This window comes from Paenibacillus pasadenensis DSM 19293 (genome assembly GCF_000422485.1).
Lineage (GTDB): Bacteria > Bacillota > Bacilli > Paenibacillales > Paenibacillaceae > Paenibacillus_O > Paenibacillus_O pasadenensis.
Genome location: NZ_KE383859.1, coordinates 1 through 15,817 on the forward strand (window position 1 = coordinate 1; position 15,817 = coordinate 15,817).

The window sequence follows — 15,817 nt, forward strand, 5'->3', positions numbered from 1 at the left end:
AGAGCCATTAGCTCAGTTGGTAGAGCACCTGACTTTTAATCAGGGTGTCGAAGGTTCGAGTCCTTCATGGCTCACCAGTTTTGTTTCCCCTCGTTTTACCTAACGTGCGGTAGTGGTGGAATGGCAGACACGCTATCTTGAGGGGGTAGTGGGCGTACGCCCGTGGAGGTTCGAGTCCTCTCTACCGCACCATACTTCGTCAATCCAACCCTTACTTCGTAAGGGTTTTTTGTTTTCCCGCAATACGCGGAAAGAGGCCCCCGTCTCCTAAAGGAAACGAGGGCCTCTTCGGCTTGTCTGGGCGCGCAGCGCGGACCGGCTTCAGCTCGTGATCGTCGAATTGACGATGAGCGAAGGCACCGACGTGCTGGTGGAGGTCGTGCCGTCGTAGGAATGGAATTCCAGAATGACCGGAGTGCCGGGGACGATGTCGGCGGATGCGATCACGACCGTCGTCGGCGACGTCGTCGTGAGCGCTCCTTGCTGCAGCATGCCGTTGACATACACATTGACATAACCGCCGGCAGAGACGACGGGAAGGCTGCCCGTCGGCACAGGGTCTCCTGCATCGTCGAAGAAGCTTTCGGCCGGAATGGTCACCGTGCCGGCTCCGGCGTCGATCATCGGGGCGGTCACCGCCGTGTTGAAGCGGGTTACGGCATCGTCGACAGCCGTGACGGTCGTCGTATCCACGGTGCCGCTCACTGTGCTCGTCACGACGAGGTACGGCTTGATCAGGGAGGGAGGCATGAGAGGATCCTCTCCTTTCCGAGTTGATTCTATAAGATATGAATCCCGCCAGGGGAAAGTGATAGATTCGGGCCCGTTGCGAGCGGATCGGGAAGCTCTGCGGCGCGCTGCGGCCAGCGAGAGCCGGCAGCTCTCCAGCTGGATCGGCGTTCCGGGCGACGGCAGGTCGCGGACGAGCAGCGTGAGGCGGCCCGGCTCGACCGAATAGGCGCGCGGCGGCTGCGGCATGCCGTTGATGTACAGCTGCTGCCAGGTGACCGCGCTCGGAGCGGGGATGTCGCCGATGCCGCCCGCTCCTGGCCCGTATCGCCGGCTGACGCCGTCCGAGCGGGCCAGGAACCCGAAGCGCTCGGCTACGATCGTACGCCGTGCGACCGCCCGGGACCGGCTCGGCTTGCGCCTGACGGCTCGCGGCTCGCTCCGCCTTTTCCCGGCCTCTCGGCAGCGGCAGGCTCTGCGTCCGGGCTGATCCGTTCGAAGGAGCCGGCCTCTAGTTTTGCGCAGCGCCTCGCTTCCGCCTCTGCGGCGCTTCTTCAGCCTGCTGCACGGCGCCGATCGCGGGGCTCGCAGCAAGGGCTCGCTTTTTCGTCGTTTCGTCATATCTGCTCTCCGCCTTTGCCAAAAGTATATGAGGCGCGGAGCCGGATCGAAACGGCGCTGCCTCCGCTTTGGGCGTTTTCGAAGCGGACTCCATTGGAATGGGAGACCGGCATGTGAGGTATGTTGACCTTTTGGCCGGTCTGACGAAAGGCGATGTCAGGTGTAAGCGAAATCAAAATGGTTGGATAACGCATACATTTTTTGTAAGGGTTCACAAATTGCGATCATCCCAATCAAATATGTGATGGAAACTCACATTTCTTTGATTTCTATCATTTTTCGTTGAATGGGCCAGTAGAAGCGCTATCACGCCCATCCTACAATTAGAAGCGGGGGGAGGAACAATCAACATGGCTCAACTACAAACGGAATTGAACCCGGCGCAACGGCCGAAAAAGAAAACGGTCCTGACCCGCTTCTTCGGACAATGGGACCTGCAGCTGATGGTCATTCCCGCGCTGCTGCTCATTTTCGTCTTCAGCTACATCCCGATGTACGGCGTTATCACAGCCTTTCAGGACTACAACATCTTCAAGGGCATCACAGGCAGCCCATTCGTCGGTTGGAAGCATTTCGAGCGCTTCTTCAACGATCCGAACTTCACGCGCGTCATGCGCAACACGCTTGTCATCAGCGGGCTTAAGCTCGCCGTCGGCTTCCCGGCCCCGATCCTGCTCGCGCTGCTCCTCAACGAGGTGCGCAACCGCTTCTTCAAGCGAATCGTGCAGACGGTCAGCTACCTGCCGCATTTCCTTTCCTGGGTCATCGTATCCGGCCTCGCCATCTCCATCCTGTCCACGGAGAACGGCAGCCTCAATATGCTCCTGCAATCGCTCAACCTGATCGACGAGCCGCTCAGCTGGCTGAGCATGCCGGAATACTTCTGGACGATCCTCGTCACGACGGGCGTCTGGAAAGAAATCGGCTTCGGCTCCATCGTCTACCTGGCCGCCATCGCCGGTGTCGATCCAAGCCTGTACGAAGCCGCCTCGATGGACGGGGCCAGCCGCTTCAAGCAGATCTTCCTGGTCACGCTCCCGTCGATCATGCCGGTTGTCGTCATCTTCTTCATCCTGGCGGTCGGCAACCTGCTCAGCGCAGGCTTCGAGGATATTCTCCTGCTCGGCAAGGACCCGATTCTGCGCAATGTGTCCGATGTCTTGGATACGTACGTGTACCGGATGGGCATCGAGTCCCAGCGGTTCTCCTATGCGACTGCCGTCGGCCTGTTCAAGGCGATCATCAGCGTAGGGCTGCTGACGCTGGCCAATCTGTTCGCGAGACGTTCCGGCAACAGCCTCTGGTAATCGACACCAAGAATCAGGCCCTTTAAGGAGGAAGCTGCGTTGAAAATCAGGATGAGCAGCGGCGACCGCGTGTTGACCGCCTTCGTCTATCTCTTTCTGGCCTTGCTGGCCCTATCGACCTTCTATCCGTTCTGGAACGCGCTCGTCGTCTCCTTGAACAAAGGCATGGACACTGCGCTCGGCGGAGTCACCGTCTGGCCGCGGTCCTTCACCTTGGAAAACTACGAAATCGTCTTCCAGGACAAGCGCATCATCCACGCTTTCGGCGTCTCCGTGTTGCGTACGATCATCGGCACCGCCTCCGCGATTCTGTGCACGGCGATCTTCGCCTACGGCATGACCCGAAGCGAGCTGATGGGCCGCAAGTTCTACATGGTCGCTTGCCTGATCACCATGTACTTCAGCGGCGGACTGATCCCATCCTTCCTGCTGATTCGCGAGCTCGGCCTGTTCGACTCCTTCTGGGTGTTCATCATCCCGTCGCTCATCAGCGTTTGGAACATGATCGTCTTCCGCACCTTCTTCCTCGGTCTCCCGGCCGGTCTGGACGAGTCGGCGAAGATCGACGGCTGCGGCTATTGGGGCACTTTCTTCCGGATCGTGCTGCCGCTCTCGGGACCCGTCATCGCGACGCTGTCGCTGTTCACGGCGGTCGCCCATTGGAACGACTGGTTCATGCCAAGCATCTACATCAACAACGAGAACCTGATTCCGATCCAAACGAAGCTGCAGCAGATCCTCAACTCCAACATCATGACCGAGCAAATGCAGCAGCTCGATTCGGCGGCGCAGGCCCGCCTGTCGGCCATGAAGAGCATCACGAGCAAGTCGCTCTCGATGGCGACGATGATGGTGGCGACGCTGCCGATCATCATGGTCTATCCGTTCGTACAGCGCTACTTCGTCAAGGGCGTTCTGGTCGGCTCCGTCAAGGGCTGATTCGGAGACTTCAGCCCACTTCGGCCGCAAGCAAGTACTCTTGGTTTTTAGGCGCGGCAGTCCGCCGAGCGGGTGGCCGCGCGTTCAAACATAGCAATCCTTCTATCATTAGAGCTGAGAAAAGGGGATGAACGAGTTGGGCAAATGGAACAAAAACGCGTTCAAAGGCATGGCTCTGGCATTGGCGGCAGCGACTGCGCTGGCCGGCTGTTCGGGCGGAAATAACGGCAACAACGGTGCGGGCAACAGCGGCGCAGCCGAAAATGCAGGCACGCCGAGCGCCTCTCCGGCAGCCTCCGCCGCGCCTGAGGCCGGCGCGGCCTGGACGGTCGGGAGCGAGCCGCTCGAGTACAGCATGTACGGCCATTATGATTGGTACACGATGCCGACATGGGGCGCCGACGAGTCATCCAAGTGGATCAAGGACAACATGAAGGTCAACGTGACAGCGGTCCAGTCGGGCGGCAATGCGGCCCAGAAGCTCAACACGATGATCGCCTCCGGCACGCTCCCCGACGTCATCTGGATGGACCGCGGCGCGGATGTCGAGAAGCTGCGCGCGGCCGACATGCTCGTACCGTTCGACGACTACCTCGACAAATATCCGAACTTCAAAAAATGGGTCGGCGAAGAAGCGATCAACATGCTCCGCTCGAGCGACGGCAAAATCTATCAGTTCCCGAACTGGTACACGTCGCAGCCGATCGGCAACGCCGGCTACGTCGTCAACAAAAAATACTACGAGGCGCTCGGCTCGCCGAAGCTGGAGACGACGGACGACTTCTACAACTATCTGAAAGCCGTCAAGGAGAAATTCCCGAACGTGACGCCGTTCAACCCGGACCTGGCGGTCGACGGCCAAGGGCTTGACGTTCTGTACAGCGCCTTCAAAGAAGATGCGAACCTCGCCTCCATCTCCAACCGGGCGGCGATCAGCGGCGACAAGCTGACATCGATCTTCAAGGACGACGTCTTCCGCGAGTCGATGCTGTATGCCTCCAAGCTGTTCCGTGAGAAGCTGATGAGCGCGGATTCCATGACCCAGACGAAGGATCAGGTCAAGGAAAAGGCCTACACGGGAGGAGCGGCCGTCTTCGCCGGCGCAAGCCCGACGGAGTATGGGTCCGTTGGCGATGCCGAACTGAAGAAGAAGGACCCGAACGACGGCTACTTCATGGTCTGGCCGATCCACAAAGAAGGTCTCGACAAGAACAAGATCTTCCCGGGCACGTTCACGCGCCTCGGCTGGAACGTCAGCGTCATCACGAAATCCGCCAAGGATCCGGAAAAGATCTTCGCGTTCCTCGACTGGCTGACCGGTCCGGAAGGTACCCGTACGCTGATCTGGGGACCAGAGGGCAAATACTGGGACGGCTATGACGAAGCGGACGGCGCTCCTAAGTTCACGGAAGCTTACCTGAGCGACGTAGAAGGCCGCACCAAAACGATGGACGCTACCGTCAACCTGCAATGGGTCGGCAATTCCGTCTTCATCGACAAGTCCAAGATGAAATTCGAGTCGACGCTGCCGGCAGCCGAGCAGACTTGGGAGTCGAAGTACCAAAGCACGATTACGTGGCCGACGCAGAAGGACGCGACGGAGTTCATCAACCTCGCGCCTGCGGCCGACTCCGAGGAGGGCATCATCCAGACGAGCGTAGAAGAGATCTGGGATGAGGCTCGCGCCAAGGCGCTGTATGCGAAGAGCGACGAAGAAGTGCTGTCGATCCTCGATAAAGCCGACAAGGACGCCATGGCGATCGGTTATCAGCAGCTGCTTGACTTCAAGACGCAAAAATGGCAAGAAAACAAAACGAAAATGGCGGGCAACTAAGAAGCGACTGTATTCGGGATCCGCTCGCGCTATACTAGAGGAAAGTCCGCCGTCCCGGCCGGGACGGCGGTTTTTCTTTCATAGAACAGGACCGAAACGCGAAGGAGGGGGCTCCGTGAAGTATAAGGTTCTTCTCGTCGACGACGAGGAGCTGGACTTGAAGGGGATGCTCGCATTCATTCCGTGGGAGCAGCTCGGGCTGGAGGTCGTAGGCGCCGTGCACAACGGTTATGACGCTTATGCGATTCTGGAGCGGGAGCGGATCGACATCTTGGTGACCGATGTCCATATGCCGAGAATGAATGGGCTGGAGCTGGCGGAGAAGGCGCTTTCTTTATATGCCTCCCTGCGGGTCGTCTTCGTGAGCGGCTACCAGGATTTCCATTATGTGAAGCAGGCGCTGCAGCTCCGCGCCTGGGGGTATGTGCTCAAGCCGATGGACGACTCGGAGCTCGAAGCGGCGCTGCTGAGACTCGTGCAGCAGCTCGACGGGGAGAAGGAGGCGCTGCCAGCCGCTTCTGCGGCGGCGCACGACGTCAAGGAAGAGGCTCGTCCTTCCGGAGCGGCCGGCAAGGGAAGCTCCAAAAACGCCAAGCTCATCATCGAGATGACGGCGTTCATCGAGAAGCATCTGCATGAGAATCTGACGCTGAAGCTACTGGCGGACGAATTTTCCTTTTCGCCCAATTATCTCGGCGCGCTGTTCAAGGAAGAGACCGGAGTGAACTTCAGCGAGCATCTCATCGATCGGCGCATGCGCAAGGCCGGGGAGCTGCTGCGCGAGACGAGGCTGCGCATCTACGAGATTGCCGACAAGGTCGGCTATCGGTACATGCCGTATTTCAGCCGCCAGTTCAAGGAAACGTTCGGGGTCACGCCCAACGAATATCGAAGAATGGGATGAGCGGCGCTATGGATCGGAAAAAGAACTACATCCCGTTCGGCATCAAGCTCTTCGCATCCTATATGCTGCTGACGATCGTGCCGCTGGCGATTCTCGGCTATGTCGCCAACATGGTCCTGTCGGAATCGGTTCGCTCCCAGACGGAGAGCAGCCTGCGCGGCACGCTGCGGCAGATGGAGGACAACATTCAGTACAAGGTCGGAGATACGAAGCGGCTGAGCGACGCGCTGTATTACGACACGACGCTCGCCCGGTCGATCCGTCATGCGGAAGCCGGCTGGGTCAGCTATGAAGCGACCAAAAAAGTGCTGATGCCCAAGTTTTGGGCGACGCTCGACTCGACGAACCGCAAAATGCGGCTCAGCGTCTATTTGAAGAACGAATCGATCTCGGAGGTGTATTATACCGCCGATCCGGGGACGGATATCGTCGCGGTCAAGAACCGCTTTTTCGAGATGCTGCATCTGAGCCGCATCGAGAACGAATCCTGGTATCGCATGTTCCCGGAGGAGAAGTACGGCTCCACGCTCGTCTGGATGCAGGTCGGCGACGACGCCGAGCATGGCCGTATCTCGCTGCTTCGACGGCTCGTCGATACGAGCCAGGCGACCGGCTTGCGGGATGTCGGCATGATTCGCATCAGCGTCTTTCTGAGCGATCTGTTCGAAAGCGTGGATGCGAGCAAGCTGATCCGCGGCAGCGCCTTGCAGATCGAGACGAAGGACAAGCAGATTATGTTCGCCTCTGGGCCGCGAGAAGAAGCTCCAGCCAACTGGAAGGGCATGCCGGTGGATCGTCATCTGATCATTCAGGATCATCTGCCGGATCTGGGCTACAATCTCGTGGCGGCGATCCCGATCGACGTGCTGGAATCGGGCTCCCGAAAAATCACCTGGATTACGATGCTTGTCTGCGTGCTGAGCGCGATCGTCATCGCTGCGGTCGCGCTGACTGTGACGCGAGCGTTCATGAAGCGGATCAACAAGATCATCCATATTCTGCAAGCGTTCAGCCAAGGCAGCTACAGCAAGCGCATCCGCTACCGCGGCCAGGACGAGTTCGCGCAGATCGCGGACTCGCTCAATGCGCTCGGGGCGCGGACCGACAATTTGATCCAGGAGGTCTATCTGACCAACCTGCGCAAGAAGGAGGCGGAGCTCGAGTCGCTGCAGGCGCAGATCAATCCGCATTTTCTATATAATACGCTGTCCTCGATCAGCCGGCTGGCCAAGTTCGGCGAGGTGGAGAAGCAGCATCGGATGATCATGAACCTGGCGAAGTTCTACCGCATGTCGCTCAACGAAGGCAAGACGATCATCCCCGCGGGCAACGAGCTTGAGCAGATCCAGGCGTACCTGGCCATTCAGCAGGTCAAGTACGGCGACCGGGTAAGCGTGGCGTACGAGTGGGACGCGGAGGTGAACCGCTTCATGATGACGAAGCTGCTGCTGCAGCCGTTCGTCGAGAACGCGCTGGAGCATGCGTGGAAGGGCGACCGGATCGAGCTGGCGATCGGCGCCATGCTGCTCCGCGAGGATAGCGGCTTATGTCTCGAATTCTGGGTACGCGACGACGGGATCGGCATGCCTCGGGAGCGGGTGGAGGAGCTGTTCTCCGACCGCCAGCCCGTGCGGCGCGGCTACGGCATCCGCAACGTCCACGAGCGCATCCAGCTGTATTATGGAGCTCCTTACGGCGTGCGCATCGAGAGCGATCCGGCTTGCGGCGGCACTCTCGTCCGCATCCGCATCCCGGCGCGCCGAGGCATGGAAGGGGCGTCCGCCTCGGTGGACGAGCTGCTTGAGGGACAGGCGGGCGGCTGAGCGGACCCACTCGAACGGTTTTGGCATCCATCCTGGCATGCGCTATACTGGAATCATTCGGGTAGCAGGAGGTCAAGCAGGATGAATCAGGAAACGATGGAGCTATTCCGCACGATTACCGAGATGAGGGCCGTGCCGGGACAGGAGCTGGAGCTGCGCCGGTTCGTGGAGGCTGAGCTCAAGCGGCATACGGACGAGCTCGTCCACGACCGCCTCGGAAGCGTCTTCGGCGTCTTTCGCGGCGACGAGCAGGGGCCGCGCATCATGGTGGCCGGCCATATGGACGAGGTCGGCCTGATGGTGACGGCGATCACCGAGAGCGGCATGCTGAAGTTCGTGACGCTCGGCGGCTGGAACGCCCAGACGATGCTGGCGCAGCGCATGGAGGTCGTCACGGACGACGGGCCGGTCATCGGCGTCATCGGCTCGACGCCGCCGCATCTGCTCGACGATGCCGCGCGCAGCAAGGTCGTCGACATCAAGTCGATGTACCTCGATGTCGGTGCGGACAACCGCGAGGACGCGATGTCCATGGGCATCCGTCCCGGCCAGGCGATCGTGCCGGTATGTCCGTTCACGCCGATGGCCAATCCGAAGAAGATCATGGCCAAGGCCTGGGACAACCGCTATGGCGTCGGGCTGGCGCTGGAGCTGGCTCAGGAGCTCAAGGGCGCCGAGCATCCCAATGTAATCTATACGGGCGCCACCGTCCAGGAGGAGGTCGGCCTGCGCGGAGCGCGGACCGCGGCCAATCTCGTGCAGCCGGACCTGTTCCTGGCGCTTGACGCGAGCCCGGCGGCCGACTCCACCGGCGACCGCACGGCTATGGGGCAGCTCGGCAAAGGCGCGCTGCTGCGCGTCCAGGATCCGGGCATGATCACCCACCGCGGCTTGGTCGAGCTCATCCGGGATACGGCGGAGACGGAGGGCATCCGGTACCAGTACTACTTCTCGCAGGGCGGCACGGATGCCGGGCAGGTGCATCTGTCGGGCATCGGCGTTCCGTCCGCGGTCATAGGCTTGCCGGCCCGCTATATCCATACCGCCGCCGCCATCATGCATGTCGACGACTACGACGCGGCCAAGCAGCTGCTGTTCCGGCTGGTCCGCAAGCTCGACCGAAGCACGTTCGAGACGATTCTGTCCCGGTAAGGGAGAGGCGTCGGGCTAGCGCGAAAGACCCCTGAAGAGGGGTCTTTTTTCATGGAACGGGTCCGCTTTTTGTCCTAAAAGGAGAAGCCCGGCGAGGGACGGACTTCACCTTAATGGGATATGGTGGCAATTATAGAGGGATAATTACAACATCAAGTTAACGTATTGCTTTTATATTGCGTTAAAGCGTTGCATTAAAAAACAACAAAATTATACGAAAAATAATGGCTTTTTGCTTCAATTTGTACTGTGTCCAGCATTCGTTTCAAATCGAAATAAAAGCGTCAGATTTCCTGACATTTTGTTTGAATATCCCGAAAATCGAATACTTATCTCACATTCTCACTCCATTGATAATGGCCTCTAAACCTAACAGCGGTCTAACTGAAAGCGCTGCCCGATGAAAAAAGATTCTATGCATATTTATGCGATTAATAAAATTTTAATTATTTTCAGACATATCTATATTCTAACGTTAAAAAAGGTGCTACAATGAGACCGGAAAAACACAGTTTTGGCTAGAGCCAAGGAGGAATGTGGAGTGGCAGCTTCATCGTTTAAGTGGAAAGCCATGATTGCCAGCTTGTCCGTTATGGGGGTCATCGCCGCAGGCTGCGGCAACAATGACAACGGCACGAACACCGCCGGAAACACAAATACACCGGCGACGAACACCGCGAACGAGGGAGCGGCGTCCCCGGCTCCGACGGCTGAGCCTTCCGGCCCGGTCAAGGGCGGCACGCTGACAATCGGTACCTTCTCCGACATCGTCAACACGAACCCGATTTACATCGCAGACACGTCTTCCGGCGATGCGGCGTACTTCATGTTCTCCAACCTGCTCGACTATGATGCGGGCGGCAACGTTGTCGCCGAGCCTTGGTCCCTGCTCGAGGCGCTTCCGGAAATTTCGGCAGACGGCCTGACGTACACGCTGAAGCTGAAGGCGAACGCCAAGTGGAGCGACGGCCAGCCGGTGACGGCGGACGACATCGCGTTCACGTTCAACACGATCAAGGATCCGGCCGCGGCATCCCCAGGCATCAGCACGTTCGACAAAGTGGACAAGATTAAAGTGATCGATCCGCAAACGGCGAAAATCACGATGAAGACCGTTTACGCTCCATTCCTGAACTCGCTTGTCACTTCCGTCGTTCCTGCCCATGTTATGAAGGACGTGCCGCTGGCCGAGCTGCAGAAGAGCCCGTACGGTATCGATCCGGCCAAGACCGTGACGAACGGACCTTGGAAATGGACGGAATGGAACCAAAAGCAATACCTGTCGTTTGAAAAGGATGCCAACTACTGGGCGAAGGACGTCAACGACGTCAACATCGACAAGATCATCTACAAGATCTATGCCGATCAAAACACGAACGTACAGGCTATTATCAAAGGCGATGTCGACATGGTCGGCGCCGTGCCGGTCACCCAGGTCGAAGCCGTCAAGACGAAAGAGAACCTCAACGTCATTCTCGAGCCGGGTCCTCTGTATGAGTACATGAGCTTCAACTTCAACAAAATGAACTGGGGCGGCAAAGAGTCTCCGTTCACCGGCGAAAAGACGCGTCAAGCGATCGCTTACGCGATCAACCGTCAAGGCGTGCTCGACAACATCCTCAAAGGCACCGGCAAGGCGCTCAACGCTCCGTTCCTGCCAGGCACATGGGCGGATCCGGGCAGCGATGCCGTGACCTACGACTATAATGTAGAAAAAGCGAAGCAGCTGCTGGCCGAAGACGGCTGGAAAGACAGCAACAACGATGGCACGGTCGACAAGGACGGCTTCGAATTCAAGTTCGAGCTGCAGTACAACTCCGGCAACAGCCGCCGCGAAGCGGTATCCGCCGTCATCCAGCAAAACCTGGGCGATATCGGCATCGGCGTGACGACAAAAGGCATCGACTTCTCGTCCTGGATCGAGCAGAACATCACGCCGGGCAAATACCAAGCCGCACTTCAGGCCTGGTCGCTCAACAGCCCGGATCCGGACAGCGAATCAATCTTCTCGTCTAAGTACTTCCCGCCGAACGGCCAAAACTCCGGCTGGTACAAAAACGAGACGCTGGACAAGCTGTGGGTCGATGGCTACTCCACGACGGATCAAGAGAAGCGCAAAGAGATCTACAAGCAGGTCGCACAGCAGATCTCCACGAACCTGCCGTACGTCTTCCTGTACCAATACGGCACGCCAGCCGTATACAACACCCGCGTGAAGTATGAGGATGCTTGGAAGCCGGTACCGGCACTTGCATACGGAAGCTTCTTCGGCGTCAACAAATGGTGGCTGGAAGAAAAGAAATAAGACCCTGTTAGCCTGAGAATCAACCGATAGAGGGGGAAGGGCATTGTCCTTCCTCCTTTGTCCTTTCTCAGTCGCCGATCCAGCCTTCTCCAGCGATGGAAAACGGTTTTGCTCCGCGCATAACCGGTTCACACGCAGAATGTCCGGTTATGCCCGGCGCAAAGCCGGCAATCCGTATTCGAGCAAACAGCATACAAGGAGGATAACCTTATGGGCGAGTATTTGATCCGGCGGACGCTGCAATCCGTCGTCGTGCTCTTTCTCATCTCCGTTTTTACCTTCGGCCTGATCCACGCAGCGCCGGGCGGCCCGACCCAAATCTTCCTTTCCCCCGGTCTATCGGTCGAAGCGGGCCAGATCAAGGCTGAGCAGCTCGGTCTCAACGACCCGCTGCCGCAGCAGTATTTCCGCTGGCTCGGCAACATTCTGACCGGCGATCTCGGCGCGACGTTCAAGAACAACATCCCGGTCGGAGACATTCTGTGGCCGACCGTCAAAAATTCGGTCATCTTGATGAGCGTGACCTGGATCTTGACGCTGCTGATTGCCATCCCTTGGGGCGTTTATAATAGTACGAAAGAGTATGGTCTGTCCGACCAAACCGCTTCCTTCATTTCGTATGTCGGCTTCGCGATGCCGACATTCTGGTTCGGCATCATCCTTCAAAGTACGATTTCAATTAAGCTGGATTGGCTTCCTTTATCCGACATGTATACCATTGGCAAGCAAGGCGACATTCCTGACCTACTGATGCACATGGTGCTGCCGGTATCGGTGTTGACGCTGATCTCGCTTGCCGGATATCAAAAATACATGCGCTCCAGCATGCTGGAAGTGCTGCAGCAGGACTATATCCGGACGGCTCGCGCCAAAGGTGTCAAGGAAAACAAAGTCGTGTTCCGTCATGCATGGCGCAATGCCCTGATTCCGCTTATCACGCTCATCGGCCTCGACCTGCCGATGCTGGTGGGAGGCGCGGCTTTGACCGAAAAGGTATTCAACTGGCCCGGCATGGGCAGCTTGTTCGTCGATATGGCGATGGCTCGCGAGTACTCCGTCCTGATGGCGATCACGTTGCTTAGCGCCGTGTTCGTCGTCATCGGCAACTTGATCGCAGACATCCTGTACGCGGCCGTCGATCCGCGCGTGCAGCTTGGCAAAGGAGGAAAATAGGCATGAGCGCGCAATTGCAGCCTGCTTCCAATACGGAAGCTCCCGCAGACATCGTCCCGCAATCGGAAAAGCCGCTCGGGCCTTGGCGTTTGACGTGGAACAAGTTCAAGCGGAATCCGTTCGCGATGAGCGGACTCGTCGTCCTGTTCCTATTCATTGTAGCTGCTGTCGCAGCTCCATGGCTCTCGCCCTACGATCCGGCTCGTCAGGATCTGCTTAGCGCCAATCTTCGTCCGTTTACCGGCGACCATGTGCTCGGCACCGACGAGCTGGGGCGCGATATTTTCTCGCGGATCGTCTATAGCGGCCGCATCTCGCTGACGATCGGCTTCGCCGTCGCAGCCGTCGCCGTCATCATTGGTTCCATCATCGGCGCCATCTCCGGCTATTTCGGCGGCTGGGCCGACATCATCTTCATGCGTATTGTCGACGTGATGAACTCCGTTCCGACGCTGTTCCTGAACATCCTGATCGGCGCCATCTTCGGCACGAACTTCTTGCTGATGATCATGATTCTATCGCTTACGAGCTGGATGGGCGTGGCGCGGCTCGTCCGCGGCAACTTCCTGCAGCTGCGCGAGATGCAATACGTCGAGGCCGCCAAGTCGATCGGCGTCAGCAGCTGGGGCATCATCTTCCGCCATCTGCTGCGCAACGCGAGCTTCCCGATCATCGTCAACGCGACACTCATGGTCGGCGGTGCGATTTTGGCGGAGTCCGGTCTTTCTTATCTTGGACTCGGCATCCAGCCTCCCGATACGAGCTGGGGCATGATGCTCAGCAACGCGCAGGAATTCATGCTGATCGATCCGATGCAAGCCGTCTATCCAGGCGTATGCATCTTCCTGGTCGTCCTGTCCGTTAACTTCATCGGCGACGGCATTCGCGACGCGATGGACCCGCGTCAAAAAGCACAACTTTCTCCAAGGAGGCTGGACCAATGGCGCGCAAAATTCTCGAAGTCAACGAAATGAGTGCCGGCTTCCTCGTGAACAAGGAGATCGTGAAAGCGACCGACCGCATCTCCTTCAACGTGGAAGAAGGAAAGACGCTGTGCATCGTCGGCGAGAGCGGCAGCGGCAAAAGCGTCACTTCCCTCGCCATCATGCGCTTGATCGATTACGCAGGAGGAGCGATCCTCGAAGGCGACATCACGTTCAACGGAGCTTCGCTGCCGGCGAAGGATCAGGATGAGATGCGCCGCATTCGCGGCAACCAGATCGCGATGATCTTCCAGGATCCGATGAGCGCGCTCAATCCGGTGTTCACGGTCGGCGATCAGATCGCCGAGAGCCTGCGCCTCCATCAGAACAAATCCGACAAGGATGCGATGAAGGAAGCGGTGGAGCTGCTGCGCCAGGTCGGCATCCCGTCTCCGGAGGTCCGCGCCAAGCAGTACCCGCATGAGCTGTCCGGCGGCATGTGCCAGCGTGTCGTCATCGCGATCGCGCTCGCTTGCCGGCCGCAGCTGCTCATCGCCGATGAGCCGACGACCGCGCTCGACGTGACGGTGCAGGCGCAGATCCTGGATCTGCTCCAAAGCCTTCAAAAAGAAACCGGCATGGCGATCATCCTCATCACGCATGACATGGGCGTCGCGGCGGAAGTCGCCGACCGCATCGTCGTCATGTACGCCGGCGGCATCATGGAGGAGGGCTCGGTCGAGGAGATCTTCGCCAAGCCGAGCCATCCTTATACCGTGGGCCTGCTGAAGTCGATTCCCGGCTTCGAGGCGAATGACGGCAACGAGCTCTACACGATCAAAGGCACGATTCCGCGCATCAACCAGCTGCCGACCGGCTGCCGCTTCCATCCCCGCTGCGAGCATGCGATGGACATCTGCCGCAACCAAGAACCGGGCTTCTTCCAGCTCGGACAGGACCATAAGGCCGCTTGCTGGCTGTTCGAGGAGCATGCCGCCGAGTCGAAGGTTTCGCCGGCGAGAGCGGCGATCGAGCACGGGGAGGTAAGGGTATGAGCAAGCAGCTGTCGAACGAGACGCTCATCGAGATCAAGCACATCAAGAAATACTTCCCGATCAAAAAAGGGCTGCTCAGCCGCGTCGTCGGCCAAGTAAAGGCGGTCGACGATATTTCCCTGGAAATCAAGAAGGGAGAGACGTTCGGCCTCGTCGGCGAGTCCGGCTGCGGCAAATCGACGCTCGGCCGCGTCATCCTGCGCCTGCAGAGCGCGACAGACGGCGAAGTCATCTACAACGGCCAGAACATCCACGCCCTCGGCAGCTCGAAGCTGCGCGACCTTCGCCAGGATCTGCAGATCATCTTCCAGGATCCGTTCGGCTCCTTGAACCCGCGCTTCCTCGTCAGCGACATCATCGGCGAGCCGCTCAAGGTGCATACGAACATGACGGCCGCGCAGATCGACGCCCGCGTCGTCGAGCTGATGGAGCTGGTCGGTCTTGACGCCTCCCGCCGCAATCGCTATCCGCATGAGTTTTCGGGCGGCCAGCGCCAGCGCGTCGGCATCGCGCGCTCAATCGCGCTCAATCCGAAGTTCATCGTCGCGGACGAGGCGGTGAGCGCCCTGGACGTATCCGTCCAGTCCCAAGTGCTCAATCTGCTGGCCCGACTGCAAAAGGAGCTGGGCCTGACGTTCCTGTTCATCGCCCACGGCCTGAACGTCGTCCGCCACATTTCCGACCGGGTCGGCGTCATGTATTTGGGCAAGCTGGCGGAGGTCGGACCGACGGAGGAGCTGTACAACAAGCCGCTGCATCCGTATACGGCGGCGCTGCTTTCCTCGATTCCGCGTCCAAATCCGGCGCTCAAGCGCGAGCGCATCATCCTTAAGGGCGACGTGCCTTCTCCGGCCAATCCCCCGAGCGGCTGCCGCTTCCATCCACGCTGCCCGATGGCGCAGGATCGCTGCAAGGCGGAGGAGCCGCTGCTCGCCGAAGCGCTGCCGGGCCGTCAGGTCGCCTGCCACTTCCCGCTCGTCGAGGACGGAGCGCTGGAGCGGCTGGCCGCGAGAACTCTCGGCTGATCCATCGAATCGACAAGCTGTTCCTCC

13 protein-coding genes and 2 tRNA genes are annotated in these 15,817 nt (G+C 58.9%); 14 read left to right on the forward strand and 1 reads right to left on the reverse strand.

Going from position 1 to position 15,817, the window contains the following annotated elements:
* Position 1: 1 nt before the first annotated feature.
* Both H582_RS0123315 and H582_RS0123320 read left to right on the forward strand, forming a co-directional pair.
* Positions 2-77: transfer RNA gene (locus H582_RS0123315), tRNA-Lys, on the forward strand.
* Between the two features lie 29 nt (positions 78-106).
* Positions 107-192, forward strand: a tRNA-Leu gene (locus H582_RS0123320).
* A 129-nt stretch (positions 193-321) separates the two neighbouring features.
* Here the strand turns inward: H582_RS0123320 and H582_RS33045 are convergent.
* Positions 322-750, reverse strand: a complete 429-nt coding sequence (locus H582_RS33045) for a DUF4183 domain-containing protein (protein ID WP_028600464.1) — start codon at positions 748-750, stop codon at positions 322-324.
* Positions 751-976: 226 nt separating this feature from the next.
* On the opposite strand from H582_RS33045, the gene H582_RS33050 reads away from it, so the two are divergent.
* From H582_RS33050 to H582_RS29300, 12 genes are all read left to right on the forward strand, one after another.
* On the forward strand, positions 977-1,219 hold the full coding sequence (locus tag H582_RS33050) for a hypothetical protein (RefSeq protein ID WP_028600465.1): 243 nt from the start codon (positions 977-979) through the stop codon (positions 1,217-1,219).
* Positions 1,220-1,700: 481 nt separating this feature from the next.
* Positions 1,701-2,657, forward strand: coding sequence for an ABC transporter permease (locus tag H582_RS0123335; protein ID WP_028600466.1), 957 nt, complete (start codon positions 1,701-1,703; stop codon positions 2,655-2,657).
* A gap of 51 nt (positions 2,658-2,708) precedes the next feature.
* Positions 2,709-3,596: a carbohydrate ABC transporter permease gene (locus tag H582_RS0123340; protein WP_043111943.1), complete on the forward strand. Its 888-nt coding sequence runs from the start codon at positions 2,709-2,711 to the stop codon at positions 3,594-3,596.
* Positions 3,597-3,765: 169 nt separating this feature from the next.
* Positions 3,766-5,430 (forward strand): extracellular solute-binding protein, encoded by a 1,665-nt coding sequence (locus tag H582_RS0123345; RefSeq protein WP_028600468.1) that lies wholly within the window; start codon positions 3,766-3,768, stop codon positions 5,428-5,430.
* A 115-nt stretch (positions 5,431-5,545) separates the two neighbouring features.
* Positions 5,546-6,334, forward strand: coding sequence for a response regulator transcription factor (locus H582_RS0123350; RefSeq protein WP_028600469.1), 789 nt, complete (start codon positions 5,546-5,548; stop codon positions 6,332-6,334).
* 8 nt (positions 6,335-6,342) lie between these two features.
* Complete coding sequence (locus tag H582_RS29290) at positions 6,343-8,157, forward strand: sensor histidine kinase (RefSeq protein WP_240479070.1); 1,815 nt, start codon at positions 6,343-6,345, stop codon at positions 8,155-8,157.
* An 81-nt stretch (positions 8,158-8,238) separates the two neighbouring features.
* Positions 8,239-9,309, forward strand: coding sequence for a M42 family metallopeptidase (locus tag H582_RS0123360; protein WP_028600470.1), 1,071 nt, complete (start codon positions 8,239-8,241; stop codon positions 9,307-9,309).
* 541 nt (positions 9,310-9,850) lie between these two features.
* Positions 9,851-11,614, forward strand: a complete 1,764-nt coding sequence (locus H582_RS0123365) for an ABC transporter substrate-binding protein (protein ID WP_028600471.1) — start codon at positions 9,851-9,853, stop codon at positions 11,612-11,614.
* 210 nt (positions 11,615-11,824) lie between these two features.
* Positions 11,825-12,787 (forward strand): ABC transporter permease, encoded by a 963-nt coding sequence (locus H582_RS0123370; RefSeq protein WP_028600472.1) that lies wholly within the window; start codon positions 11,825-11,827, stop codon positions 12,785-12,787.
* 2 nt (positions 12,788-12,789) lie between these two features.
* Positions 12,790-13,761, forward strand: a complete 972-nt coding sequence (locus H582_RS0123375; RefSeq protein ID WP_028600473.1) for an ABC transporter permease — start codon at positions 12,790-12,792, stop codon at positions 13,759-13,761.
* Positions 13,728-14,765 (forward strand): ABC transporter ATP-binding protein, encoded by a 1,038-nt coding sequence (locus H582_RS29295; RefSeq protein ID WP_052333600.1) that lies wholly within the window; start codon positions 13,728-13,730, stop codon positions 14,763-14,765. The genes H582_RS0123375 and H582_RS29295 overlap by 34 nt, the downstream gene beginning before the upstream one ends.
* Positions 14,762-15,790 carry an ABC transporter ATP-binding protein gene (locus H582_RS29300; RefSeq protein WP_043111923.1) on the forward strand — a complete coding sequence of 343 codons (1,029 nt, stop codon included), beginning with the start codon at positions 14,762-14,764 and terminating at the stop codon, positions 15,788-15,790. The genes H582_RS29295 and H582_RS29300 overlap by 4 nt, the downstream gene beginning before the upstream one ends.
* Positions 15,791-15,817 lie beyond the last annotated feature (27 nt).